Origin of the sequence: Mesorhizobium sp. L103C119B0 (assembly GCF_000502235.1) — a bacterium.
Taxonomy (GTDB): Bacteria; Pseudomonadota; Alphaproteobacteria; order Rhizobiales; family Rhizobiaceae; genus Mesorhizobium.
The window spans coordinates 501700-527260 of the sequence record NZ_AYXE01000001.1 but is presented as its reverse complement, the minus strand read 5'-3'; the positions used below and the strand labels follow the sequence as shown (position 1 = coordinate 527260).

The following is a 25561-nucleotide window of genomic DNA, read 5'->3' as shown; positions in this document are numbered from 1 at the left end:
GTCTACTAGTGTCGACTAAGGATTCCAAGCCGGATGCAACCTCCTCTCCGAAACGAGATTTCCGAAAATGCATGTTAGTGGATTGGAAAAGCTCCGGTTCGTCGTCTCTCGGAGGCGTACGGGGTTCGGTGATTGTCTGTGGTCATTGGCGGCCGCTTGGCGCTACGCGCAGCGGTCGGGACGAACTCTAGTCATCGACTGGCGGGGGGCCTGCTACCTCGACCAACCCTTCACAAATGCGTTTCCGGTGTTCTTCCAGCCGATCAATGACATCGCTGGCGTGCCGGCTATTTCCGACGACCGGATCAACGACGTTTCCTTCCCTGGTCCATTCTTCCCGGAGTGGTGGAACAGGCCGGCGATCGAGTGCCTTTACCGGCCAGATGAGCAGATTTTCCAAGAGCGCGATGAGTTGGGCGAGCTCTTTCAGGCCGAACACGATGTCGAAGCGAACACAGTAGTGTGTGACGCTTGTCTGATGTGGCGGTGCGATGAGGATGCAGAGCGGCAGGTGTTCCAGAGTGTCCAGCCTCGGCCAGAAATTCAAGCCCGCATAGATGCCATTTATCAGGAATGTTTTGAGGGGCACAGCATCATCGGGATTCATGTTCGGCACGGTAACGGTGAAGACATCATGGAGCATGCGCCCTACTGGGCCGATCCGGAGCTCGCCGTTGGGCAAGTGTGCGCTGCAATTGACAAGGCTAAGGCGTTATCGCACCCCAGGCCTGTGCGGCTGTTCTTATGCACGGACAGCGCGCGGATACTGGATCTTCTGTCGGCCAGGTTTCCCGATCTGCTCACTGTCCCGAAGCACTTCGGATCCAATCAAGGTGGCCCCTTACACACTGCAGCACTCGGGATTGACGGCGGAATTTCCGCCCTCGTTGAGATGTATCTTCTCGGGCGCTGCGATACCGTAATTCGGTTTCCCCCGACGAGCGCCTTTACACGATATGCACGCCTTTTCGCACCACGGGTAATTGAATTCGATCTGAAAGAGCCAAGTCGTTTGACTTTGATAGAAGGCAGCCAAGTCTCTGATCTCAGTTAAGACCCGCCACCTGCGCAATTCGGCAGACGCAACCAACAGGCATAGTTGAATGCGCATTTCTCACCGACGCCAGTGGAGGCGTCGTACATTACCGATAGCGTCGTCATCTGACGCCGCCTGCAACGCACCAGAACTTCGCTGTTACGCCGGGGCCGCAGACAAGCCAGAGCGACGGCGATCGTGACGCTGACGCTCGAAACAACGCGGGCGGTCACTCCAGAGACGAAATTGAGGTTGGTTATGAAAGTCATTCCCGTGATCATCAGCGGCGGAGCCGGATCGCGGCTATGGCCCGCCTCAAGGCAATCGCACCCCAAACCTTTCCTCAAAGTGGCGGACGGATATTCTCTCATTCAGCAGACTGTGCTGCGCGCCGCTTCGATAGAAGGTGTCGTGGAACTCGTCGCTGTGACATCCGGGGACCACCTCTTCCTGACCAAGGACGAATTTGACGAACTGGATTCCGTGGTCCTGCCACGCACCTTTCTGCTCGAGCCCGAAGCTCGGGATACGGCCGCCGCCGTGGCTGCAGCCGCGATCCATGCGAGGGCAACGCAAGGCCCTGACGCGATCCTGTGCGTCTTCCCGGCCGATCACCTGATTAGCAACCTGCCTGCGTTTTTAGACGTCATGGGCCTGGCCATGGAACATGCGAAGCTCGGGCGGATCGCCACATTGGGCATCACCCCAACCAGACCGGACACCGCATTCGGCTACATCGAAGCAGATGGTGAGAACGTCGTCCGTTTCGTTGAAAAACCGGATCTGGATACAGCCAAAGCCTATGTCGCGTCTCAACGCTTCTTCTGGAACGCCGGCATCTTCTGCTTCAGTGCGCAAACCATGCTCGACGAGATGGTTTTGCATTGTCCCGAGGTGCTCCAGGCCGTCGCCGACAGCTACGAGAACGGCCGCGCCAGTCAATGCCAAGGCTTTGCCAAAATCGAACTCGCGCCTGAGCATTTCGGTTCCGCGCCGCGAATCTCGCTCGACCACGCTGTCATGGAGAAGACTAACAGACTTGCCGTGATTCCCTGCCACATGGATTGGAACGACATCGGATCTTGGAACGCAATGGCCGATTTGATCGCCCCCGACGAAAGCGGGAACAGGATACGCGGCGATGTGCACATGGTCGACACGACCGGCACCTATGTGAGCTCCGACAAGCGCGTCATCGGCACGGTGGGCGTAAGCGATCTGGTGATCGTGGATTCCCCGGACGCTTTGCTTGTCACATCCCGCGACCGCGTTCAGGACGTTAAGAAGCTCTTCGAGGGCCTCAAGGCTTCGGGACATGAAGCTCATCTGGTCCATAGCACGGTACACCGGCCCTGGGGTACCTATACGGTTCTGGAGGAAGGCGAGCGCTTCAAGATCAAACGCATCGAGGTGAAGCCCGGTCGCCAGTTGAGCCTGCAGATGCACTATCATCGTTCGGAGCACTGGGTCGTGGTCAGCGGCTCCGCTAAAATCGTCAATGGCGAGCAGGAGTTGTTCCTGGGGACAAACGAATCTACTTACATCCCCTGCGGCCATAAGCATCGGCTCGAGAACCCAGGCAGAATTGACCTGGTTATCATTGAAGTGCAGAGCGGCGATTATCTCGCCGAGGATGATATCGTTCGCTTCGACGACGAATATGGTCGAACGTAGATAACAGTACAAAAAACGTTAAACGGCGAGCCGTCGCTCAAGGATCTCTGTCGTGGGTTCTGGGCCTGACATTGGCAAGCAGCGGGCCGAGCGTGTCATAGTATCCGCCCCGCACTCTCATCAGGCACTCGATCGTGGTCCAAAAGGTGAGCGCTTGACAGCGCGCCGTCGGCGGCAACGAAGACCTCAGATCTTTCTTAGGCGGACCCGTTGCTCAGCTGTTCAACGGCAAAGCCGTATTTCAGCCTGTAGGCGGCAACGAAATCCTCAAGCTGGAGATGCAGCGGCCGCTAGAATCTTTGGCTTTCGGATCATGGAGGTAAGAACCAAGGGGGCGCAGTAGATTCACGCGAGTGCTGGTCGTCGGACTCTTCGGAAAACCCGCACTATGCTTGACCAGGTCTGCGGCAAGCCTGATCCCGGCAATCGCTGATGGCCGCACAGTTCTTCCGTGATCGCCTTCACCTTGCGGGTCGACACGCCCTGGACATACATCTCGGCCAGTGTCGCCACCAGGGCCCGCTCGGAACGCTGGTAGCGCTCGAACAGCTCGGTGGAGAAGCGCNCGTCCATCTCGGCCTCAAGCACCTCCTGCATCACCGCACGGAGCACTTCGTGCAATCCATCCGGGTTCGAAAGCAGAATGTCTTTGACGGCAGCGCTGGTCGATTTACCTTCTGTCTTGGTCATGGTGGCGTTCCTTCGCGGGAATCAGGTGACGTGAACAATCACCAGCCTGCCATGACCGCCCCCTCTCAGCGAATTTGCAGAACTCTCAGCACACNAATCAGGTGACGTGAACAATCACCAGCCTGCCATGACCGCCCCCTCTCAGCGAATTTGCAGAACTCTCAGCACACTACCCAAAACCTCCGCTGATTCTTACCGCTTGCTGGATGGCACTGGCGGCTCCAGACCGACTGCGCGCTGTGTCACGCCGGTAGACCTTTGCACCTCTGGGCGCTTTTGAACTTGCAAGTCGATGGAATCGGGCAAGCTGGGTGTAGATGATGCAGTCGTCATCTTATCGAGGTCCGGCAGCAACACCATCTTTGCGTAGCGTGGAGGAACCAGATGGCCTCCGAAAACAGCGAATATCCCGCACACGAATAAAGCGAGAAGCAGGGCCGTAAGCACATCTCTGAAAATCTCGACAAATCTCATGTGCTCGCTCCGCGCGTAAGGATCCCGCCGCGCTCTCGACAGTAAGAGCGGCGGGATCCTCAACAGGCGATGAAGGGACTTTGATCGACGGTCTTCTCCTAATGTGGCTTCCGGTTGCGTGTTCCCTGGTTCGGACCTTATCCACCGACTATGGGACTAAGGTCCGGAACCTAAATGGAACCAATGGGGAAGAGCGGAATCCATGTGCCTTTAAGAGGCTTCAACCTGAGTGCACGACGGCTGATCGTCAGCCTCCCGCCAGAGACAGTCCACGGGCGCGCTCGCGCAGCAACGCAAGCAGTTCGTCGCGCCGTGGCTCCGGCGTGTCGACGGGTAACACCAAACACAAGGTCCTTTTGATGGCGCCGTGGCCGTCACGGATGGGGGCCGCCATGCACCAGGTGAAACGGTCGGCCAAGGCTGTGGTCTCGCTGAAACCCTGCCGGTGGGCCAAGGCAACATCGGCAAAGAATTCGGCTGGTGCAATGATGCGGCCGTCGGGAAGCTTGTAGTCGCCAGATGGGATGAAATCCCTCAACTCTTGCTCGTTCATATGGCCGAGGAGCAGCCGTCCGGATGCCGTCCATGGGATCGGCACCTCAACCCCGACATCGCTTGAGATCCGGAACGGGCCCGGCGAATCTCGGCAGTCAAGAACGACGTATTTGTTGCCACGCAGGCCGCATAGCTGGACCGTCTCGCCTGTCTCGGCGGCCAACTTATCCAAGGTCTCGATGATGCGACGGTAATGGGCGTTGTGATGTGAGTAGGCCCAGCCGAACAGATGCATGGCGCGTCCGAAATAGACGTAACCTTCACCGCCGACGTTTTCGAGCATTTCGGCGTCGAGCAGGCTGTTGACGATCTCGTAGGTGGTCGAACGCGGCGCGCCGATCATTTTGGCGATGTCGCCGACGCGCATTGGCGCGCGGTGCCGCAGCAACGCCTCGAGCAGCATGATGACGCGGTCAATGCCGCGTCGTCGTTCGCCGTTGCGCGGCTCCGCGCCGGCTTCCTTCCCGATCGCATCGTTAGTGCCGTCGCTCATGACCATCCGCCAAAATCATTTCGGTTCTCGTCTCAAGGCGCTTGAAAGATGTCAAGGCTCGGTCTAGCATCCAGTTTGTCCGATATACAGACACATTGTCTGAAATACCAGACAAACTAACGAGCCTGACGCAGACAAATCCCGAGGCGACACACGGTTTCCAAGATCCGGCGACCGACGGGTTTCCTCGCCCTTGTTCTGCACGTCGAGGCCACAACCTCTGAAGGGAACAGTCATGATGAAATCACCGTTTTTCGCATCCGCCAGCGCGCTTTGCCTCGGTCTCGTGCTGAGCTTTGGCGCCGGCTCGGCAGCCAATGCCGCCGCCAACTGCATCAAGGGCGACCGCAAGGCGCCGTACACGATCGGCTGGGCCAACATCTATTCCGTGCCGACCTGGATGAAGCAGACCCAAGGCACGATCGAAGTCGAAGTCGAGACCCTGAAGAAGCAGGGACTGGTCGACAAGCTCGTCGTCACCGACGCTCAGGGCGATGCCAACGTCCAGATCCAGCAGATCCAGTCGATGATCGATTCCGATGTCGACGCCATCATCCTGATCGCCGGTTCGTCGACCGCACCTGCACGCGTTCTGGCCGATGCCTGCGCCAAGGGCATCGCCATCATCAACTTCGACAGCCTCGTCGATACCGACAAGGTCACCGCCAAGGTCAACACCGATTCTTCGCAATGGGGCGACCAGGCCGCCAAGTTCCTGATCGACGCCATCGGCGGCAAGGGCAAGATCCTGATCCTCAATGGCCCCGCCGGGGTTTCGGTCAGCGATGACAGGCGCAAAGGCGCCGACGCTGAGCTCAAGGCCCATCCCGACGTGACGGTGCTTGCCGAGGCCAACACGCCCTACAACGTCGCGCCGGCACAGGAAGCCGTCACCAGCCTGCTCTTCGCCAACCCCGAGATCGACGGCATCCTGTCGCTCGGCGGTGCTCTGTCGGCAGGCGCCGTGCTGGCCCTCGACAAGCAGGGCCGCGAACAGGTGCCGATCACCGGTGAGAACGCCCGGCAGTTTTTGGAACTCTGGAAAGAAAAGGGCTTGAAGAGCTGGGCGACGATGCAGCCGAACTGGCTCGGCGCCTTCGCCACCTACACCGCCGTTCAGGCGCTGGAAGGCAAGGATGTGCCGGCTTTCGTCAAGATTCCGCTGCCGGTGATCGACAATTCCAACATCGACGAATACCTCGCCCGGGCCAAGGACTTCCCGGCTGACGGCTACATCTTTTCTCCTTACGATGAGGAGCTGTTCAAGAAGCTGCTGGCTCAGAAATAAGCCTGAAGGGTTGTAGCGTTGACAACCATGGCTCCGCTGCTCGCGGCGCGCGGGGTGTCGAAGTCTTTCTTCGGCAACCCCGTCCTGCGCGACGTTTCAATCGCTCTCCAGCCGGGCCGCGTGCATGCGCTGCTCGGCGAGAACGGCGCCGGAAAGTCGACCTTGATCAACCTTTTGTCCGGCGCCTTGAGACCGGATGGCGGGACGATCGAGGTCGATGGACGCGCGGTCTCACGCATGACGCCGGCTGTTGCGCGGCAGGCCGGCATCGCCGTCGTCCAGCAGGAACTCAGCCTGACGGCCAGTCTTTCCATCGCCGAAAATGTTGGTCTCGGCGCCTATCCCAAACGGTTCGGCCTGATCGACTACCGCGAACTCGCTGCGCGGGCGAGGGCCGCATGCGAACTTGTCGGGCTGCACGAGCCGCTGTCGACGCCGGTCGGGCATCTGTCGCTCGGCCGCCGCCAAATGGTGGAGATCGCCAAGGCGCTCTACCGCCGGCCGCGCGTGCTCATTCTCGACGAACCGACATCGTCGCTATCGGCAACCGAAACCAAAATCCTCACCGATCTGCTGCAGCGGTTGCGCGGCGAAGGCATCGCCATTCTCTACATCTCGCACCGACTGAACGAAGTCATGGCGCTATGCCAGCACGTCACCGTTCTGAAGGACGGCACCTGCACGGCCGACCGCACCCTGGAAGGCACCGACGCCGCCGGGTTGGTTCGGCTGATGGTCGGCCGCGATCCCGGTGATCTTTTTCCGCAATGGCAGCCTTCCAGTTTGCCTGCCAACGCTATCTCCGTCCGAAATCTTTCGGCCGGCCTGATGCGCGACGTCGATCTGGATATCAAAACGGGCGAAGTGCTTGGCATTGGCGGCCTGGTCGGGCAAGGGCAGGAAGATCTGCTGCTCGGTCTCTACGGCGCCATTCCGGCACGGACGGCGTCGGCGACCGTCAACGGCGCCTCCGGCCTGCCCGGCGGCGTGCCGAAAGCCAACGCGCTGGGGCTGGCCTATGTGCCCGCGGATCGCAAGCGCGAGGGCCTGCACCTGATCCATCCCATCATCACCAACATGATGCTGCCCGCCTTTGCCAGGCTGCCGGCGCTGAAGCTGCGCAGCCGCCGCGCAGAGCGCGAGACGGCCAAAAGCCTTGCCGCCCAACTCGGCATCAAGGGTCACCTCGGCCGGGCGGCGCAGGCTCTATCGGGCGGCAACCAGCAGAAGGTGGCGCTGGCGAAATGGATGCCGCACGACCCGTTGGTGCTTCTGCTCAACGATCCGACGCGCGGCGTCGACGTCGAAACCAAGCGTGAGATCTACATGATGCTTCGCAATTTCGCCGGCGCCGGCAAGGCGGTCGTGCTGCTCAGTTCCGACACGCCCGAACTCGTGCACCTTTGCGACCGTGTAGCCATCGTCCGCGAAGGCCGCATCGTCGCCATGCTGGCGCGTGGGGCGCTGAGCGAGGAAGCCATCGTCTCCGCCGCGATGGGCGCCGAACAGCGGAAGGTTGCGGCATGAACGGATCTTCCTCCGCCCGGCAGACCGATGCGCTCTACTGGCCGGTGCAACTGCGTCGCAATGTCGGCGTGCGCAGCCTGTTTGTCGTCGTCCTGGTGTTTCTCATCGCCTATGGCGTCCTCTTTCCGGGTCTGTTCACGGCGTCCGGCTTCGCCAAATTCACGCAGAGCTGGTTTCCATTGGCTCTGGTCGCGATGGCGCAGGCGATCCTGATGCTCACCGGCGGCATCAGCCTGGCCATCGGCGCGACGGTCAGCTTGGGCGCGGTCATCGCCGCGACGACGATGGCCGGGCCGCTGGGCGTCGCCGGGGGCACTGCCGCGGTGGCGCTGACGGGCCTCGGCATCGGGGCGGCGACCGGCTTCATCGTGGTACGGCTTCGGCTGCCGGCCATCGTGGTGACGCTTGCCGGGTCGTTCATCATCGGCGGCGCCGCACTGCTGATCCTGCCGCGGCCCGGCGGCGCAATCCCGGCGTGGCTGTCCGACCTGCTTGCCGGCAACACACCGGCGGCATTCGTGCTGCTGGTGGTCATCATTCTCCTGTGGAAGCTCTATCTCGCCACGCCGCTTGGCTTGAGCCTCTATGCCGCCGGCGAGAATCCGGTCGGCGCCTATCGCTCCGGCGTGCCGGTCGACGGCGCGCGCATTGCGGCCTATGCGGTCAGCGGTCTGCTCTCCACTGGCGCCGGCTTGTTCGTCGCCGCACAGACCGGTTCGGGCGACCCGGTCATCGGCGCCGCCTTTACCCTGAACTCGATTGCCGCTGCGGTGCTCGGCGGCATCGGCTTCCTCGGCGGCCAGGGCACGATGCGCGGCGCGCTTGCCGGCAGCCTGCTGCTCAGCCTGATGATCAGCGTCATGTTCTTCCTCGGCTTCACGCCGGTCGCACAATATGTGGCCCAGGGCCTGATCATCATCGGCGCGGTCGCCATCCCGCAATTCCGCAAGGCACAGCAATGACAGCATGGAATGACAGCGCGGGCCCCAAACGCGCCCTGACGGTCCTGCGCAGCCGGCCGTTTCTCACCGGTGCCATCGTTGCCGCGGTCTGGATCATGGCGAGCTTCGTTTCGCCCGGCTTCGGCGCTTATGGCCATCTGCGCTATCTGGTGGAGCTCGGCGCCGTCATCGGCCTGGTTGCCGCGGGCCAGACTTTTGTGGTGATCGCCGGCGGCATCGACCTTTCCGTCGCGGCCATCGTCACGGTCAGCGCCGTCAGCCTGCCGCTGCTGTCGTGGCAGGTGGATCCGACCGGCATCACCGCCATCCTTGCCGTTCTGGTGCTGACCACGGCAATCGGCCTGGTCAACGGGCTCGGCGTCGCTTTGCTGCGCGTCCACCCGATGATCATGACATTGGCCATGGCGACATTCCTGCAGGGTCTGTTGATCATCATCGCCGGCGGCAGCGCCGTGACCGCCGAGAACCCGCTGGTCCACTGGCTCGGCAACGGTCGGCCGGCCGGCATTCCCGCTGGCGTATTGTTGTGGGTGGTCGTCTCGGCGATCGTGCTGACCACGATGCATGCGACATCGCTCGGCGCCCGGATTTTCGCCATGGGCGCCAACCCGCTTGCCGCGGCGCTGTCCGGTGTTCCCGTCACGTCCACGACGCTTGCGGTCTACGGCATCAGCGGCTTCTGCTCGGGACTTGCCGGCGTACTCGTGTTGGGCATGAACGGACAGGGCTATGTCGGCATCGGCGATCCCTATCTGCTCGCCTCGATTGCCGCCGTGGTCCTCGGTGGCACCTCGATCCTCGGCGGGCTCGGCACCTATGCCGGCACCATCCCCGGCGCCATCCTGCTGGTCACCATCACCGCGCTGATCACCGTCGTCAACGCATCGCCCGGCTGGCGCAGCATCCTGTTCGGCTCGCTGATCCTCGGCCTGCTGCTGCTCTCAGGCCGGGAGCAGGCGCGCCGATGACACATCGTCGAGCCGATAGATGCGCTTTGCGTTGCCGAAGAACAGCGCCGTCTGCTCGTCGGCGGAAAAGCCCGCTGTGATGGTTTTGAAGCCGTCATATATGTCATCGAACGAGGCATGCAGGCCGGCGACCGGAAAGTCGCTGCCGAACATGGCGCGACCGGTGCCGAAACAATCGATGCAATGCAGGACGACGGGCTTCAGGCTGTCGAGCGTCCAGTCATGATCGTAGGCGACCAGATCCGATATTTTGATGGCGACGTTGTCGCATTGCGACAGAAGCCGCAGCCCGTCGCGCCACACCTGCATGCCATCGGCGTCGCGGTCGATCGGGCTACCGCAATGGTTGAGCACGAATTGCTGGTTGGGGAAGGCCCTGGCAAGCCGCCCCGCGTCGGCGAGCTGGCGCGGAAACACCATCATGTCGAAGGCCAGCCGATGCTGGCCAAGCAAGGCAAGCCCGGCGCGCCAGGCCGGATCGTCCATGATGCCGTCACGGGCCGCAAAACGGCGGGCAGGGTCGGGATCCCAGCTCAATATGTCGCGCACGCCGGCGACACGCTCGAACGCGGCTTGCGCTTCGATCAGCGCCGGCGCCTGGCGATCGGCGAGCGGCACGTGAACGACATAGCGGGCGGCGACGCCGCGCGATTTGTCGAGTGTTTCAAGCCAGCGCGTTTCTCCGATGCAGTCGCCACTCGCCCAGCCGGCTTCGACATGGACGGTGGCGACGACATTATGCCCTATGGCATCGCGCGCATAATCCCCGGGCAGATAGTTCCGCCGCAAGGGGCCAAGCTCGCCCAGGCCGCCGCGCTCGCCGGCCGTGGCGGCGAGCCAGGGATGCCGTCCCAGGCTGAGATCCCAAAGATGATGATGGGCGTCGATGATCGGTCCGGCGTAAGGTTCTGGCACGTATCTCTCTCAGGCTGTGACCGGCGATCGATCTGGCTTCGTTGCGACGGTGAAAGGGTTAGCATCGGATGACTGAAAACTCACCGGTTCCAGCCCTTTCGGTGCACGAAAATTTTCGGCTCGACGACCGCATCCGCGGCGTGCCTCCCGGCACAACCGGGCTTGACAGCAGCCTTGTCGCGGCCGAGCGCTGGCATCCGGCCGATGGACGCATGGCGCTTCCGGTGCTGACCCTCGACGAGGCGGCCTTCTCCGCCAATCGCGACCTGTTCCTGCGCTATGCGCGCGAACACAATGTCGCGATCGCTCCGCATGCCAAGACGCCGATGGCGCCCGACCTTGCCCGGTCGCTGGTCGAGGCCGGCGCATGGGGCACGACGGTCGCCGACATCAGGCAAGCGACAGTGATGCTGAAGGCCGGCTTGACACGGCTGATCATCGCCAATGAGGTTGGCGGAGCCGGCGGCGCCAACCGGCTGGCCGTGCTTGCTGGTGCCTGGCCGGATGCCGAGCTCTATGTCTTTGCCGACTCGGTCGACGCCGTGAACGCGCTTGCCGAGGCTTGGCGCGCCAATGCGGCGCTGCCGCCGCTGCGCGTGCTGGTCGAACTTGGTGCGGGCAGGGCGGGCGCCCGCACCACCGCGCAAGCCGAGGCCATCGCCGACGCGATCACGGCTGCCGGCGGGCGGCTGCTGATCGCCGGCGTTGCGACCTATGAAGGGGCGGCGGCGCAACCCGAGCCCGGTCGCACCGATGAGGTGATATCCGGCCTGCTGGCAATGACCGCCGATATGTTCCTGCGGCTGCGTGCCCGCGTCGGCGGCGACGCACCGCTGATCGTCACGGCCGGCGGCTCCGCCTTCTTCGACCAGGCGGTCGCGGCGCTTGCACCCCTCGTTTCCAGCGACGGCAACGCAACGCTGGTGCTGCGCAGCGGCGCCATCTTCTTCCACGACCACGGCACCTATGACCGTTCGCTCGGCGCCCTCGATGCCCGCAAGGGTTTTGCCATAGGCGGCATCAGCGCTTCGGCGCGGCATTCCTTTCGCCCTGCGCTACGCCTGTGGGCCGAAGTGCTGTCGCGGCCGGAGCCAGGCCTTGCCATCTGCGGCATGGGCATGCGCGACGTGTCGTTCGACCAGGGCTTTCCAACGCCGCTCACCGTCTTTCGTGCCCGCAAGCCGCTGCCGATGCCGGCGGCGCGCGCCGAGGTGGTCAAGCTCAACGACCAGCATTCCTTCCTGTCGATTGCGCCGAGCGACGACATCGCCGTCGGCGACGTCGTCGAATTCGGCATCTCGCATCCCTGCACCTGCCTCGACCGTTATCGCGTGATCTTCGGCGTCGACGCGACCGGCCACGTCCGCCACGCTTTCCCCACCTGGTTCGGCTGACCAGATCCCCCAAAAAGAGAACCTCGAAAGGATCCGATATGATCAAGTATTTTCAGTCCGGCTCGCGCATGTCGCAGGCAGTCGTCTATGGCGGCCTCGTTCACATAGCCGGCCAGGTGGCCAACGATCGCAAGGCCGGCATCGAAGGCCAGACCAGCGACGTGCTGGCCAAAGTCGAGGCGCTGCTGGTCGAGGCCGGCAGCAGCAAGTCGAAGCTGGTGGCGGTCAACATCTTCCTGCCGCAGATCGGTGATTTCGAGGCCATGAACAGCATCTACGATGCCTGGGTCGATCCTGCCCGCCTGCCGGCGCGGGCCTGCGTCGAGGCGCGGCTTGCCGACCCTGATCTGCGCATCGAAATCACCGCCGTCGCGGCGGTCTGACCATGCACACCGGCCTCGCCCACACGCTCGATTTCGACCGCCACGGCAAGACGCTCAGCCATCTAAGCATTCCGTTCTCGATCGATCGCTCGCCCTACTTTCAGGTCAAGGTGCCGATCTGCCTCATCCGCAATGGCGACGGCCCGTCACTGCTTTTGATGGCCGGCAATCACGGCGACGAATATGAGGGCGAGCTGTCGCTGGCAAAACTGGCGCGCCGGCTCGATCCGAAGCGGATCAAGGGCCGCATCACCATCATGCCGATGGCCAACGCCCCTGCGGTGATGGCCGCCAAGCGCTGCTCGCCGCTCGACGGCGGCAATCTCAACCGGGCGTTTCCCGGCGATCCCTCGGGAACGCCGACAAGCCGGCTCGCGAATTTCCTTGAGACGGAGCTGTTTCCTCGTCACGACGTCGTCTTCGATATCCATTCGGGCGGCACGTCGATGGAGCATCTGCCGACCGCGCTGGTCGAACGCAACGCCGATCCCGAGCGCCACCGGCGTGGCGTCGAGCTGATGCGCACGCTCGGCATGCCCTACGGCTTTATCGCTGACAACGGCCAGGCCTCGCCGACCTCGATGGGCGCAGCGCGCCGCGCCGGCGCCATCGGCGTCAGCGGTGAGTTCGGCGGCGGTGGCACCGCAACGGTCGATTCGATGGCGATCACGGCCCGCGCGCTCGACCGTCTGATGATAGCAATGGGTGTGGTCGGCGCGCCGGTTCTTGGCGCTGGCGAAAAGCCTTCAGCGCCGACAAGGCTGCTGTCCCTGTCCAGGCACAGCCAGGGCCTCTATGCCACCCGCCGCGGCTGGTTCGAGCCCGCCGCCAGGCTCGGCGACAGTGTCACTTCAGGACAATTGGCCGGCTGGTACCACGATCTCGAGCGGCTCAATGTTGCCGAGGAGGCCCTGCATTTCGCCGAAAGCGGCTTGGTGCTGTCGCGCCGGCTGCACACGATGTGTGAGGCGGGCGACTGCCTAATGCAGGTCGCAGAGCCGGTCGACGGCTGAGCCAAAGGCAGAGGATATTCCATGCAGCAACTGTCCATGTGGACCTATCCCTGGGACATCCAGGATCTCGGCCTGGAGACGGTCGAACGTGATCTTGTCGAGCGCGCCGGGCTCAACATGATCAGCCTGGCGACATCCTATCATGCCGGGCGCTTCCTGCAGCCGCGCAGCCCGCGCCGCAAGGCCTATTTCCCTGAGGACGGCACCATCTATTTCAAGCCGACCGCTGCGCGCTGGGGAAGTCTAGCCATCCAGCCCAAGGTGGCTGACGTGATCGCTGAGGGCGGCGACGTGCTCGGTCAGCTTATCCGCAGGCGCGACGCAGGCGGGCTAGGCGTTTCGTGCTGGACGGTCTGCCTGCACAACACCCGCCTGGGCATGCTGCATCCGCAGGCCGTCACCCGCAACGCCTTCGGCGATGCCAACTACTACAATCTCTGCCCGTCCCATCCCGATGCGCGCGCCTATGTCCGCGCGCTGATCGCCGACATCTCGCACAGCTACCGGCCGGACCGGATAGAACTTGAAAGCCCGTCCTTCATGGGCTTTGCCCATGAATACCATCACGAGAAGGACGGTGTCGGGCTGACGCCGGAAGACGATTTTCTTTTGTCTCTGTGCTTCTGTCCGTCCTGCGTCGCCCGTGCGGCAAAAGCCGGCATCGATGCCGAGGCGGCGCGCAAGCTGACCAGGCAATGGATCGTCGAGACCTGCGAGCGTGCGGTGCCTGAGCGGCGCTTTCCCGATTTCCCCGCCTGCGGCCTCGACGCCTTTGCCCCGTGGCCGGAGCTCCATGCCTATCTCTTGTGGCGATTCGAGCCAGTGACCAGCCTGGTCGCCGAACTGCGCGAGGTAGCCGATCCCACGACGCGGGTCGTTATTATCGATCTGAAAGACGGCTGGCTTGGCGGTTGCGATCTGGCAGCGCTGGGCAAGGTCTGCGACGGGGCGATCCTGTGCGCCTACGACATGCAGGCCGGCGATGTCGCCAGCCTGATGGCGGCCGGCCGTGCGGCACTGGGCGCGGACAAATTCCTCGGCGCCGGCTACCGGCTGTTCTATCCGGAAATGGTCCGCCCCGACATCCTCGCGGCCAAGGTGAAGCCGGCGCTGGCGCCCGGTGTTGACGGCATCAATTTCTACAATTACGGCCTCATTCCAGCCGCGCGGCTCGACTGGATCCGCGCTGTTCGGCGGTCTTGAGCCAGCCGGCCAATGCTCGTCGGCCACGAGGCGTTGAGGCCGGATTCGCGCGCGAGCGCTGCCAGGTGAATCAAATCAGCGAAACCTGAAGCGATCCATGGTGTAATCCGGGTAGGCGTCCATCGTGTCGAACAGATCGAACAGGTCAGGGGTCTCCGCCAATATTCCTGACAGAACCAGCACCGTGGCCACGCCGGCAGCAAGTCCGCCGGCGATGTCGTGTTCGACACTGTCGCCGACGCAGACCACAGTGCCGCGGTCTGGATCGCCTGCCAGCGCTAGTGCGGCGCCGAATATGGCGGGGTAAGGCTTGCCGATACGCGTGACGCTACCACCGAGGTCCTCGTAGAGATCCGCCAGCCGGCCGGCGCCGAAGCGCGGCCCCACTGCCGTCAGCATGATCTTGTCAGGGTTGGTGCAGAAGCATGGCACCTGCCGCACCGCAGCCGGCGCAAGAAGTCGGCGATAGTGCTCAAGATCATAGCGGTCCCCCTCGCTGGCCGAAATCAGCACCAGCCCGGCATCGTCACCGTCCTTAGTCAATGCGAACGGCAGACCTTCGATCGCCGAGCGGTCATCGTCGCGGCTTATGAACAGGCATTTCGTGTTTGGCAGTAGCTTTCCGGATACCGCCATGTCGTGGAAGAACTCCCACGCGACCTCGCCGGAAGAAACAAAATGGTCCCAGCTTCCCGGTTCGAAGCCGAGCTTTAGCAGCCGGCTCTCGTTAGGCCCCGCCCGCTTGCCGGAGTTCGAGATCAGCACAATGGTCTTGCCGGCGCGCTTCAGCGCCGACAGTGCTTCCACTGCCCCTGGATAGGGGCTGGCGCCGTCATGCAGCACGCCGAACTGATCGAGCAGGAAAAAATCATAGCGCTCGGCCAGCTGGTTGACGCCGTTGAGGTGTTCGACTGTTTTCGCGCTCATAGAAGCCCCGCCGCGCTTGCGCCCATCAGCGCCAGCCGCGCTGTGCCGGCGGCGGCTTCGTCCGAAAGCGCCGGCAGGAAATCAACACCAAGTCTGCGCTGCCGGATCGCCGTCCAGGCGGCATTCGCCGCACCGCCGCCGACGCTTCTGACCGACGTCAGCTGCGGAGCGCCGAGCTCGGCGAGCCTGTCATAGCCGAGCGCCTCGATCGCGGCGATACCCTCCAACATGGCTTTCAGATAGTCGGCGTCCTCCACCGGTCGCGGCACAAGACGCGGCGGCAGTGCCGGATCGGCGATCGGAAAGCGTTCGCCTGCAGTGGCAAGAGGATAGTAGTCGAGGCCGGTCTCGGTCATCGGGTCGATCGCCATGCTCAGCTCGACGATGCGCGCCAGAGGGAAATGCTGTGTCAGCACCTTGCCGCCGGAGTTCGATGCGCCGCCCGCCAGCCAGACATCTCCAAGCCGATGGCTGTAGATGCCGAAGCGTGGCGCCGAGATAGGCCGGTCGGACAGGATCTTGACGGTCAACGACGACCCCAGCGCGGTGACGCCGTCGCCTATTGCCGCGGCACCTGTCGCCAGGAACGAGGCGCAGCCATCGGTCGTTCCGGCGACGACGGCGATTTCGCGCGGTAAGCCGAACATATCCGCGGCATCCGCGGTGAGTTTGCCGACGACATCGCCCGGCCTGGCGATACCGGGCAGCAACTCCATGCGCATTTCGGTGGCCGCAATCCAGTCCGGCCAGCAGCGGGCCGTGATGTCGTAACCGGTTTTCAAGGCATTGTTCTCGTCGCTGACATCGAAGCGACCGGAGAATTGTCCCGCGATCCAGTCCGCCTGATGCAGCACCGCGGCAACACCGGGCGTGCGCTGGAACCAGAGCGCCTTGGCGAGACCGGACGTCGCCCCAAGTGCGGCACTGGTCGCTGGGGCTTCGCGAGCGATCGCGACCAGAATGGCGTTGTCGGCGACCGTATCGTTGTACATCAGCGGCTCGGCCAGCGGCCGCCCGGCGCCGTCGACCGGCAGCAACGTACCTGAAGTGCCGTCAACAGCGATCGACCGGACCGCTGTTCGGTCGATGCCCGAAAGCAGTTCCGCCAGCGCTGCGCCGACCGCTGACCACCACACTGCAGGGTCGCGGGCATTCCGGCCAAACAACTCGAGCGAAACGGCGGAACGCGCGGCAATGGAAAAATCCGGACGCATGGCGACCGCGCGCGCGCCGGACGTGCCGATGTCGATGCCTATGGCAAGCGGCGTGTCAGCGGCTGGCGGCATTGAGTTTCTGGCGATACTTCTCGGCGTCCCAGTTGACCAGTTCATCGTTCTCGGCGGCGGTGAGGTAGTTCAGCCGCGCTGCAATGTCGATGCGTGCCGTCACGTCGGCAAGGCAGCGTTGCATGGCGTCGGCGCCCGCACTGGCATCGCCGCGCATCAGCACGCCCAGCCCGGGAAACAGGATCGCCACGGGGTTTGTACCGCACCGCTCGATGACGCGCGGCACATCCTCACCGGGCTTTGCCACCACCGACCCCCGACCCAGAAAGATGACGTGATCGGGGTAGAGGCTGCCCCCGGACGCCATGCGGCGGCTTTCGGGATCGATGGCGACCGCGTGCGCCTCGATTTCCGCCGGCAGCCTGTAACCGGTTTTCCCGGCCAGCGCCGCCAATCCCGCAACATCCGGTTCCGCCACTTGGCGCGCCGGCCGCGCCAGAAGCAGCGTGACGCGGCGCAGCAGCACTTCGGCCTCGGCGACGGTATCGGCCGCGACGACCAGCCCGTGATTGGCAAGGATTAGCACGTCGACCCCAGCCTGAAGCCGCTCGGCAATACCCTGGGCAAGCGGCAGGCCTGGCCGGAAATAAGGAACATACGCCCATTTGAGACCATCAAGGCGTCTGGCGGCTTCCACCTCGCAATTGGCCTGTACCGCCAGCGAAATGGTTTCGACGCAATGGACATGCAGGACGACGCGCTGCGGCATCAGCGCGTGAACGGTGGTTTCAATCGAAGGGCGCAGGCGCCGGGCGTTGAGCGTCTCGATGGCGAAGATCTGCGGCTGGTCGGCGGCGCTGTCGCGCTGTTCGACAGCCCTGAGCAGCGGCGCCATCGCCACCGGGACCATGATGTCTTCGGAGAGCGCATCCTTCAGCCATGTGCCGGAAGCCTTGATCCACAGCGTGTCGCCGGCTTTCAGCGAGGTGTTGCCGCCGGCGGCCTGGGTCAGGTTTGGATTGCGCCCGATGCTGGCCGAAAGCGCCCGCAAGGCAGCCATTTCCTGCGCATCCGCATAGCTCGCCATGGCGCATTTCCTCTATCAGCTCCGTCAGCCTCGCAGCTTCGGATACCCGTCGTGGGATGTTGATGTGTATCGCAGATGCGAGCGACTTACGTCAATAGTGATCTAATGTCATCAAAGGTTCTTGCAATCGGAAAGATGTTGAGTAAGTTACGTCAAATGCCGTGGCAAAAACGGCTCCTGGGAGGAAAAACGATTGAGCGACTCCGGCCGCCAGCGTCAGATCGTCGAGTTGCTGCGGGATCGCCCCTTCGCGTCGGTGCGCGAACTGCAGGAGCAGCTCGGCGTGTCGGCGGCGACGGTGCGGCGCGACATCGACAAGATCGACGAGGCCGGTGAAGCACGGAAGGTCTATGGTGGCATCTCGGCGCTCGACGGCGCTTCACAGGCGGGTGTTGCCTATGCCAGGCCCTATGACGAGAACCGCGACCTCGCGGTCGAGGCCAAGCGGCAGATCGCCGCTCTCGCGGCCACGATGGTGCGCGACGGCGATGCGGTCATCGTGCATGGCGGTTCGACCTGCTTCCACCTTGGGGTCAAGCTGGCTGAGCGCAGCATCCGTCTCTATACCAATTCGATGCCGCTCGCGGCCTATCTGAGCGACCACGGCCATTGCAGCCTGACCGTTGCCGGCGGCGATCTGCATCGTGAGCCGGGCATCATCCATTCACCGACCCAGGCGGAGCCGTTCTACGCATCGAAGTTCTTTCTCGGCGCGCAAGGCCTTGGCCAGGAGGGCGTGCTGGAATCGCACCCGCTGCTGGTCCGCTCCATCGCCGATCTCAGCCTGTGTGCCGACCAGATCGTGGTGCTGGCCGACAGCCGCAAACTGTCGATCCACGCCCGTAACATCGCGCTGCCCTTGTCGCGCATCGGCACGCTGGTGACCGATGACGGCCTGTCCGACGTCGACGCGCGCATGCTGGAAGACGCGGGCGTCATGGTGCGCATCGCTTCGGCTCCGGGAGCCATCCAGTGAAGATGGCCGTCCTCGATTTCGGCAAGACCAATTCGAAGCTGTTCGTCTTCGCTCAGGACGGGCGCATCGTCGACGAGCGCCGGACCCGGCCGAACTGGATGCGCAAAGATGGCTTCAGCGTGCTTGATGAGGCAGCACTTCACGATTGGGCGGTTCGCGCCGTTAGCGAGGCCGCCGACGTCCATGGCGTACAGGGCGTGATGGTGTCGGGCCATGGCTGCACCTTTGCCCTGGTCGACGAGGCGGCGCTGACGCATCCGATACTCGATTATGAGCAAGAGCCGCCGGCTGATATTGCCGCGCAAATTGATCGCCTCGTTCCGGATTTCACCGAGACCTTCTCGCCGCGATTGCCGCTCGGCTTCAACTACGGTCGCCACATGCTGTGGCTACAGGCGGTGCAACCCGGTGCATTCACGGCCGCGAAATCGATCCTCGGCTATCCACAATACTGGAGCTGGCGGTTTGGCGGCCGGGCGGTCTCGGAAGTGTCCTATCTCGGCTGCCACTCGCATTTATGGGCGCCGCGCAAGCGCGACTTCAGTTCGCTGGTCGACATCGAGGGCTGGCGCGACCGGATGCCCGCTTTCGAGCGGGCGGGCTCGGTTATCGGCGAGCAACGCCTCGGCGACACGAAGCGGCGGATCGCCATCCACAATGGTGTCCATGACAGCAATGCCGCGCTCCATGCCTATCGCCGGCAGGAGCTTGGCCCGGTCACCGTCGTCTCGACCGGCACCTGGGTCGTCGTGCTTAATCCGGATTGCCTGCTCGACGCGCTCGATGGCCAGCGCGACATGCTGGTCAATGTCGATGTCGACGGCGGCCCTGTGCCGACCATCCGCTTTATGGGCGGGCGCGAATTCGCCACGATCAGCGACGGCTGGCAAGGCGCGATCGCGCCGGCGACAGTGCAGCGGGTGATCAACGCCGGCAGCATGGCGCTGCCGAGCTTCGCGCCGGGCGGACCAATGCCCGGCCGCGCCGGCAAATTGGTCGGCCGCATGCCAAGCGCCGAGGAACGCGCAGCCGTGGCGCTGCTCTACGTCGCGCTGATGGTCGACCTCTGCCTCGACCAGATCCATTCGGACAACACCGTGATCGTCGATGGCGGACTGAACGCTGGCGGCCTGCTCGCCGGGCTAGTGGCGCAACTGCGTCCCAGCCAGGCCTTCCTGCAAGGGGCCACACTGGAGGGCAGCGCCACCGGGGCGGCGGCGCTGGCCTTCGAGACCGTCGGCCGCGAATTTGCCGCGGAAGTGCCGGAGCCCGTGCGTGCCGCAAGCTTCACCGGACTTGCCCGATATCGCGACACATGGCGTGGCCTCATCGGCGAGCAGGGCATCCCCCGCGCGGCAGCGGGAGGCGCACGGTGATTGTCGCTGCTCAGGCCGAAGTCACGCGCCAGCCAGTGCTGGAAATGCGGCACATCTCGAAGACGTTCGGGCCAGTCCGCGCCTTGCAGGACGTGTCGCTGACCGTCCATGCCGGCGAAGTCCATGCGCTGATGGGTGAAAACGGTGCTGGCAAGTCGACTTTGATGAAGGTGCTGTCCGGCGCCTATCGGCCTGATGCCGGCGGCGAGATACTGATCGACGGCGTGCCGGTCGCCACCGGCGACCCGATCAAGGCGCGGGCTCACGGCATTGCGGTTATCTATCAGGAACTGTCGCTGGCGCCCAACCTGACGGTCGCGCAGAACATCTTCCTCGGCAATGAGCCGAGGCGTTTTGGCATCGTCGACCGCGACCAATGCTACCGGCGCAGCAATGAGATCATCAAGCGTCTCGGCGTGTCCTTCTCCGCACGGGCTCAGGTTTCCAGCCTGTCGCTCGGCGAGCGTCAGCTGGTCGAAATCGCCCGCGCGCTTTCGACCAGCGCGCGCATCATCGTCATGGACGAGCCAACCACCTCGCTGACCTCGCGCGAGACCGACCGTCTCTTCGAGGTCATCGCGACGCTGAAGTCGCAAGGCATCGCCATCATCTACATCAGCCACCGCATGGAAGAGGTCTACCAGTTGGCCGACCGTGTCAGCGTGCTGCGCGACAGCGGCTATGTCGGCACACTCGAGCGTGCCGAGCTGAACGCCTCGCGCCTCGTCTCGATGATGGTTGGCCGCGACCTGTCCGCTTTTTACAGGAAGGATCATCGCCCGCCGGACAACAAGCGCGCGGTCGCCTTGTCGGTGCGCGGCATGGCGGACGGCAATCTCCTGAAGAACTGCTCCTTCGAACTGTACAAGGGCGAGGTGCTGGCTCTGGCTGGCCTTGTCGGCTCGGGCCGCACCGAACTCGCGCGACTGATCTTCGGTGCCGACAGACGCATCGCCGGCACGCTGGAACTCGACGGCAAGCCCGTAACCATCGGCTCGCCAAGCGAGGCACTGAATGCCGGCATCGCCTATCTCACCGAGGACCGCAAGGAGCTCGGCCTCTTTCTCGACATGTCGATCTCCGACAACATCAGCATGGGCGTGCTGGCCAGGGATGCGCGGCCCGGCGGCTTGCGCGATTTCAAAGCCGCCGAGAGACGTGCTGCCACTGCCGTTTCGGATCTCTCCATCCGCACCAGGTCGGTACAGGCCAATGCCGGTTCGCTGTCGGGCGGCAACCAGCAGAAAGTGTTGCTTGCCCGCCTGCTCGAGACCGAGCCGCAAGTGGTCATCCTGGATGAACCGACGCGCGGCGTCGATGTCGGAGCGAAGTCGGAAATCTACCGGCTGATCGACAATCTCGCCAAAAAGGGCATCGCCATCCTGATGATCTCCAGCGAACTGCCGGAGGTGATCGGCGTTGCCGACCGCGTGCTGGTAATGCGCGACGGCACGATTGCCGGCGAGGTTACGGCGTCCAAAGACCAGCCGCTGCGCCAGGAAGCAATCATGGAACTTGCAACGGGAGCGGCCAACGGATGACCGACAAGGCGACCGAGATCAGTGGCCAGGTTGTCGGCAGGAGCCGGTGGTTGCGCACCGCCTTCGCCGCCCTTGGCATGCTGCCGATCCTGATCCTGCTGGCGGTCGGCTTTCAGTTGATGAACGCGCGCTTCTTCACCCAGACCAATTTGCTGATCGTCATGCAGCAATCGTCGATCAACATTGTGCTGGCAGCGGGCATGACCTTCGTCATCCTGACCGGCGGGATCGACCTGTCCGTCGGCTCGATACTTGCCGCCTCGGCGATGGTGGCGGTGATGGTGTCGCTGGTGCCCGATTGGGGACTGCTGGGCGTGCCGGCGGCCATTCTCGTCGGCCTCGGCTTCGGCGTCATCAACGGGCTGCTGATCGCCTATATCAGACTGCCGCCCTTCATCGTCACGCTGGGGTCGCTGACCGCTGTGCGCGGCGTCGCCCGCCTGCTCGGCCAGGACACCACGGTGTTCAACTCGGACCTGCCGTTCGACTTCATCGGCAACGGTTCGCTGTTCGGCATTCCGTGGCTGGTCATCATCGCCTTGTCGGTCGTGGTGCTGTCCTGGCTGGTGCTCAAGCGCACCGTGCTCGGCACCTGGATCTATGCCGTTGGCGGCAATGCCGAAGCGGCGCGGCTGACCGGCATCAAGGTGCCGCTGGTGCTGCTCTTTGTCTATGGCGTTTCCGGCCTGCTGGCCGGCCTTGGCGGCGCCATGTCAGCGGCCCGGCTTTATGCGGCCAACGGGCTGCAACTCGGCCAGTCCTACGAGTTGGATGCCATCGCCGCGGTCATTCTCGGCGGCACCAGCTTCGTCGGCGGCGTCGGCTCGATCTGGGGCACGCTGATCGGCGGCCTGATCATAGCGGTGCTCTCCAATGGGCTTATCTTGGCCGGTGTCTCGGACATCTGGCAGTACATCATCAAGGGATTGGTCATCATCGTGGCAGTCGCCCTCGACCGCTACAGGCTCCAGGCAGGAGCGAGAACGTGATTGACCTTGGTCGCCGGCGTAAACGACCGGTTTGTGTAACGCACCGTGAGAGGCGCGGGGCAATTGGAGGAAAGCAATGAAGACCATCGCTAAACTGCTCTGCGGCGTCGTACTCGCGGCTGCCGCCATCGCGCCCGCATCGGCCAAGGACCTCAACAAGGTCGGCATCTCGGTCGGCCTGCTCGGCAACCCCTTCTTCGTCGCCACCATCAAGGGCATCGAGGACGCAGCCAAGAAGATCAACCCGAAGGTCGAGGTGACGTCAGTGTCGGCCGACTACGACCTCAACAAGCAGGTCTCCCAGGTCGATTCCTTCATCGCCGCTGGCGTCGACGTCATCATGCTCAATGCGGTCGATGCCAAGGCGATCGGCCCGGCGGTGAAGAAGGCGCAAGCAGCGGGCATCGTCGTTGCCGCCTTCGACGTCTCGGCGCCAGGCGCCGACGTCACCGTGATGACCAACAACGTCAAGGCCGGCGAAGAGGCCTGCCAGTACCTGGTCGACCACACCGGCGGCAAGGGCGACTACGTTATCCTCAACGGCCCGGCGTCGTCGTCGATCCTGGAGCGGGTGAAGGGCTGCAAGGACGTCCTTGCAAAACACCCCGACATCAAGATCCTCTCCGACGACCAGAATGCCGAAGGCTCGCGCGACGGCGGCCTGAAGGTCTTTCAGTCGCTGCTGACCCGCTTCGACAAGATCGATGCGGTGTTTGCCATCAACGATCCGACGGCGATCGGCGCCCAGCTTGCGGCCAAGCAGCTCAATCGCTCGGAGTTCATCTTCACCGCAGTGGATGGAGCGCCCGATATCGAGAAGGAACTCGCTTCCGGCACCTCGATGATCAAGGCCTCGGCTTCGCAGGATCCCTATGTGATGGCTGGCCAGTCGCTGACGATGGCGGCTGAGCTGCTTGCCGGCAAGAAGCCGGCGGAGCCGACCGTGCTGCTCGACCCGAAGCTGATCACGGCCGAGAACCTGAAAGACTACAAGGGCTGGACCGCAGCCCGCTAAGCCTCCCAAGGCCGATGCGGCCGGGGCAACCCGGCCGCATCTCAATTCAGAAACGGGAGACGATCATGTCGCGCATCGGTATTCATTCCTTCGTCTGGTCGGCGAGTTCGGCGCAAGGCGACCTCGAACGGACGCTGGCCAACACCAAGGAGGCCGGTTTCGACCTGATCGAGTTCTCCTATCTTGACCCGGCCAATGTCGACGTTGGCGGGTTGGCCAGGCGCATCGCCGACCTCAAGCTCGGCGTCGCGATCAGCATCGGCCTGCCGGCCGACGGCGACATTTCGAGTGCCGACAAGGCGGTTGCCGCGCGCGGCGTCGAGATCCTCAACGAGACGATCGCGCTCACCCGCGATCTCGGCGGCCAGAAGATTGGCGGCATCCTCAGTACCAGCCACGGCTTGCAGACGCAGGCGCCGACGCGCGATCAGTGGAACCGCAGCGCGGGTACACTTGCGAAGGTTGCGGAGACGGCCAAGGCCGCCGGCGTCACGCTCAATCTGGAGATCGTCAATCGCTTCGAAAGCAATCTTCTCAACACCGCTTCACAAGGCCTGGCCTTCATCGCGGACACCGGCTCCGACAACATCTTCCTGCATCTCGATACCTTCCACATGAACATCGAGGAGGCCGATGTCGGACTGGCTATCCGCCATGCCGCTGACAAGATCGGTTATGTCCATATCGGCGAGAGCCATCGCGGTTTCCTCGGCACCGGCAATATCGACTTTGCCGCCATCTTCGATGCGCTGACCGCGATCGGCTATAGGGACGACCTCAGCTTTGAATCCTTCTCGTCGAAGATCGTCGACGAGAACCTGTCACGGAAGACCGCGATCTGGCGCAATCTGTGGTCCGACAATATGGAATTGGCCCGGCATGCGCGCGCCTTCATCTCAATCGGTCTGGAGACGGCGCAGCGAAAGGCAGAGCTTGTTGCATCGAGACATCGTCCTTAGCAGGAGCGCGCTGCCAAAGCGCCAATGTTGTCGTTCATCCGGCCCGCGCCTTACGTGCAAGGAATCGACGTCGGAGGCGCTGAGTGTGGCGGAGGCAGTCGAGCGGGGTGACGCTGACGAGAGCTTTCTGATTTTGGCCCACGAAACGCAATAAAATCAACATCTTCATACGCCCTCCGGGGCCATCCGATCTCCATACTGGACGGGGATGACGTTTGACACAGCGCGGCGGAAAGAAGCAGGATGGCTGATAGAGTCGACATCGCATAATGATGTCACTATATAGCGGCGGCTTCGACCGTGTAGCTGTGGCGGTGTACCACGAAGCAGCAGAAAATGTGTTACGCGTTGCGATCCCTATTGTGATACAAATCGGCCGTCGACAGCAGGAAAAGATCGTAAGAACAACAGCATAGAGCCGAAGCCGATCCCGGCCAACGTACCACTCTATCAAACAATCAGAACGTGCTCATTGAACCCTTCCCTTCATTCGGCTCTTCGGACCTCCGACAAGATCAACTTGCCGGGCGAAGCCGACTCGGTTCGAATGGCAGCATGCATCCTTTACCGGGTGCGGACGTTTACGGTTACCAACCGGCATAGCCGCCAGGGAAAAGCAGTATGAGTGAACATGCGATCGAGTTCTTGCGCGGATGGATCGGTGAAAAGGTCCACTGCCAGCACTCGCCGGTAAAGATCGAGAAGCAGGCCGAGACCCTCGCCAAGGAGTGCGCGGCCAAGGCCGCTGAGGTCGGCATTCCGCTGGAAGATATCCAGGAAGAAGTCGGCGACATCCAGGAACTGATCGCATCGCGGCTCGAAGAGGCGGCCGAGGCCGACCAGAGCAACGCGGCCAAGCCGTGACGCAACAGGCCTGGCGCCGCCAGGCC

At 63.2% G+C, this 25561-nt stretch carries 22 protein-coding genes and 1 pseudogene; 17 read left to right on the top strand and 6 right to left on the bottom strand.

The window, feature by feature from the left end; all coding sequences use genetic code 11:
• Positions 1 to 67 precede the first annotated feature (67 nt).
• Positions 68 to 1054: a nodulation protein NodZ gene (locus X728_RS163760; RefSeq protein WP_023830473.1), complete on the top strand. Its 987-nt coding sequence runs from the start codon at positions 68 to 70 to the stop codon at positions 1052 to 1054.
• Between the two features lie 240 nt (positions 1055 to 1294).
• A complete protein-coding gene (locus X728_RS163765) occupies positions 1295 to 2710 on the top strand; it encodes a mannose-1-phosphate guanylyltransferase/mannose-6-phosphate isomerase (RefSeq protein WP_023830472.1) in 1416 nt (471 codons plus the stop codon).
• Positions 2711 to 3142: 432 nt separating this feature from the next.
• On the opposite strand, the pseudogene X728_RS0133970 reads toward X728_RS163765, so the two are convergent.
• Positions 3143 to 3400 (bottom strand): annotated as a pseudogene (locus tag X728_RS0133970) (IS256 family transposase); the annotation flags it as partial.
• Between the two features lie 721 nt (positions 3401 to 4121).
• Entirely contained in the window at positions 4122 to 4922 is an 801-nt protein-coding gene (locus tag X728_RS163775) for an IclR family transcriptional regulator (RefSeq protein WP_023732358.1), read from the bottom strand.
• A 235-nt stretch (positions 4923 to 5157) separates the two neighbouring features.
• On the opposite strand from X728_RS163775, the gene X728_RS163780 reads away from it, so the two are divergent.
• From X728_RS163780 to X728_RS163795, 4 genes are read left to right on the top strand one after another with little or no spacing between them, the layout of a single operon-like run.
• Positions 5158 to 6210, top strand: a complete 1053-nt coding sequence (locus tag X728_RS163780) for an ABC transporter substrate-binding protein (protein WP_031194655.1) — start codon at positions 5158 to 5160, stop codon at positions 6208 to 6210.
• A 27-nt stretch (positions 6211 to 6237) separates the two neighbouring features.
• Positions 6238 to 7737, top strand: coding sequence for a sugar ABC transporter ATP-binding protein (locus X728_RS163785; RefSeq protein ID WP_196815041.1), 1500 nt, complete (start codon positions 6238 to 6240; stop codon positions 7735 to 7737).
• On the top strand, positions 7734 to 8699 hold the full coding sequence (locus X728_RS163790; RefSeq protein WP_023830467.1) for an ABC transporter permease: 966 nt from the start codon (positions 7734 to 7736) through the stop codon (positions 8697 to 8699). The genes X728_RS163785 and X728_RS163790 overlap by 4 nt, the downstream gene beginning before the upstream one ends.
• On the top strand, positions 8696 to 9667 hold the full coding sequence (locus X728_RS163795) for an ABC transporter permease (RefSeq protein WP_023830466.1): 972 nt from the start codon (positions 8696 to 8698) through the stop codon (positions 9665 to 9667). Before X728_RS163790 ends, X728_RS163795 begins: the two co-directional genes overlap by 4 nt.
• Here the strand turns inward: X728_RS163795 and X728_RS163800 are convergent.
• Positions 9641 to 10582 (bottom strand): amidohydrolase family protein, encoded by a 942-nt coding sequence (locus X728_RS163800; protein ID WP_023830465.1) that lies wholly within the window; start codon positions 10580 to 10582, stop codon positions 9641 to 9643. The two genes, X728_RS163795 and X728_RS163800, sit on opposite strands and share 27 nt — an antisense overlap.
• A gap of 68 nt (positions 10583 to 10650) precedes the next feature.
• Between X728_RS163800 and X728_RS163805 the strand changes: the two genes are divergently transcribed.
• The 4 genes from X728_RS163805 to X728_RS163820 are packed head-to-tail and all read left to right on the top strand — an operon-like array spanning position 10651 to position 14575.
• Positions 10651 to 11976: an alanine racemase gene (locus X728_RS163805; protein ID WP_031194652.1), complete on the top strand. Its 1326-nt coding sequence runs from the start codon at positions 10651 to 10653 to the stop codon at positions 11974 to 11976.
• A 38-nt stretch (positions 11977 to 12014) separates the two neighbouring features.
• Positions 12015 to 12359 (top strand): RidA family protein, encoded by a 345-nt coding sequence (locus X728_RS163810; RefSeq protein ID WP_023804501.1) that lies wholly within the window; start codon positions 12015 to 12017, stop codon positions 12357 to 12359.
• 2 nt (positions 12360 to 12361) lie between these two features.
• Complete coding sequence (locus tag X728_RS163815; protein ID WP_023827910.1) at positions 12362 to 13372, top strand: succinylglutamate desuccinylase/aspartoacylase family protein; 1011 nt, start codon at positions 12362 to 12364, stop codon at positions 13370 to 13372.
• Positions 13373 to 13393: 21 nt separating this feature from the next.
• Positions 13394 to 14575 (top strand): hypothetical protein, encoded by a 1182-nt coding sequence (locus X728_RS163820; protein WP_031194650.1) that lies wholly within the window; start codon positions 13394 to 13396, stop codon positions 14573 to 14575.
• A 75-nt stretch (positions 14576 to 14650) separates the two neighbouring features.
• Here X728_RS163820 and X728_RS163825 read toward each other — a convergent pair whose 3' ends face one another.
• Genes X728_RS163825 through X728_RS163835 form a run of 3 tightly spaced genes read right to left on the bottom strand, consistent with a single transcriptional unit; the run spans position 14651 to position 17815 of the window.
• On the bottom strand, positions 14651 to 15502 hold the full coding sequence (locus X728_RS163825; protein ID WP_023830463.1) for a TIGR01459 family HAD-type hydrolase: 852 nt from the start codon (positions 15500 to 15502) through the stop codon (positions 14651 to 14653).
• Positions 15499 to 16788, bottom strand: coding sequence for an FGGY-family carbohydrate kinase (locus X728_RS163830; RefSeq protein ID WP_023723356.1), 1290 nt, complete (start codon positions 16786 to 16788; stop codon positions 15499 to 15501). Before X728_RS163830 ends, X728_RS163825 begins: the two co-directional genes overlap by 4 nt.
• Positions 16772 to 17815, bottom strand: coding sequence for a class II aldolase/adducin family protein (locus tag X728_RS163835; RefSeq protein ID WP_023670571.1), 1044 nt, complete (start codon positions 17813 to 17815; stop codon positions 16772 to 16774). The genes X728_RS163830 and X728_RS163835 overlap by 17 nt, the downstream gene beginning before the upstream one ends.
• A 193-nt stretch (positions 17816 to 18008) precedes the next feature.
• Between X728_RS163835 and X728_RS163840 the strand changes: the two genes are divergently transcribed.
• The 7 genes from X728_RS163840 to X728_RS163870 all read left to right on the top strand — a co-directional run bounded on the left by X728_RS163840 (position 18009) and on the right by X728_RS163870 (position 25535).
• Positions 18009 to 18791, top strand: coding sequence for a DeoR/GlpR family DNA-binding transcription regulator (locus X728_RS163840; protein WP_023732352.1), 783 nt, complete (start codon positions 18009 to 18011; stop codon positions 18789 to 18791).
• Entirely contained in the window at positions 18788 to 20167 is a 1380-nt protein-coding gene (locus X728_RS163845; RefSeq protein WP_023732351.1) for an FGGY-family carbohydrate kinase, read from the top strand. The genes X728_RS163840 and X728_RS163845 overlap by 4 nt, the downstream gene beginning before the upstream one ends.
• Positions 20168 to 20211: 44 nt before the next feature.
• Positions 20212 to 21708 carry a sugar ABC transporter ATP-binding protein gene (locus tag X728_RS163850; RefSeq protein WP_050589842.1) on the top strand — a complete coding sequence of 499 codons (1497 nt, stop codon included), beginning with the start codon at positions 20212 to 20214 and terminating at the stop codon, positions 21706 to 21708.
• The gene (locus X728_RS163855; protein ID WP_023830461.1) at positions 21705 to 22697 is read left to right on the top strand and encodes a ribose ABC transporter permease; all 993 of its coding nucleotides are present in this window, start codon (positions 21705 to 21707) and stop codon (positions 22695 to 22697) included. The genes X728_RS163850 and X728_RS163855 overlap by 4 nt, the downstream gene beginning before the upstream one ends.
• A 76-nt stretch (positions 22698 to 22773) precedes the next feature.
• Positions 22774 to 23712: an ABC transporter substrate-binding protein gene (locus X728_RS163860; protein WP_023830460.1), complete on the top strand. Its 939-nt coding sequence runs from the start codon at positions 22774 to 22776 to the stop codon at positions 23710 to 23712.
• A gap of 65 nt (positions 23713 to 23777) precedes the next feature.
• Positions 23778 to 24671, top strand: coding sequence for a sugar phosphate isomerase/epimerase (locus X728_RS163865; RefSeq protein ID WP_023707957.1), 894 nt, complete (start codon positions 23778 to 23780; stop codon positions 24669 to 24671).
• Between the two features lie 621 nt (positions 24672 to 25292).
• Positions 25293 to 25535: a DUF768 domain-containing protein gene (locus X728_RS163870; RefSeq protein ID WP_023670565.1), complete on the top strand. Its 243-nt coding sequence runs from the start codon at positions 25293 to 25295 to the stop codon at positions 25533 to 25535.
• The last annotated feature ends 26 nt before the right edge of the window (positions 25536 to 25561 follow it).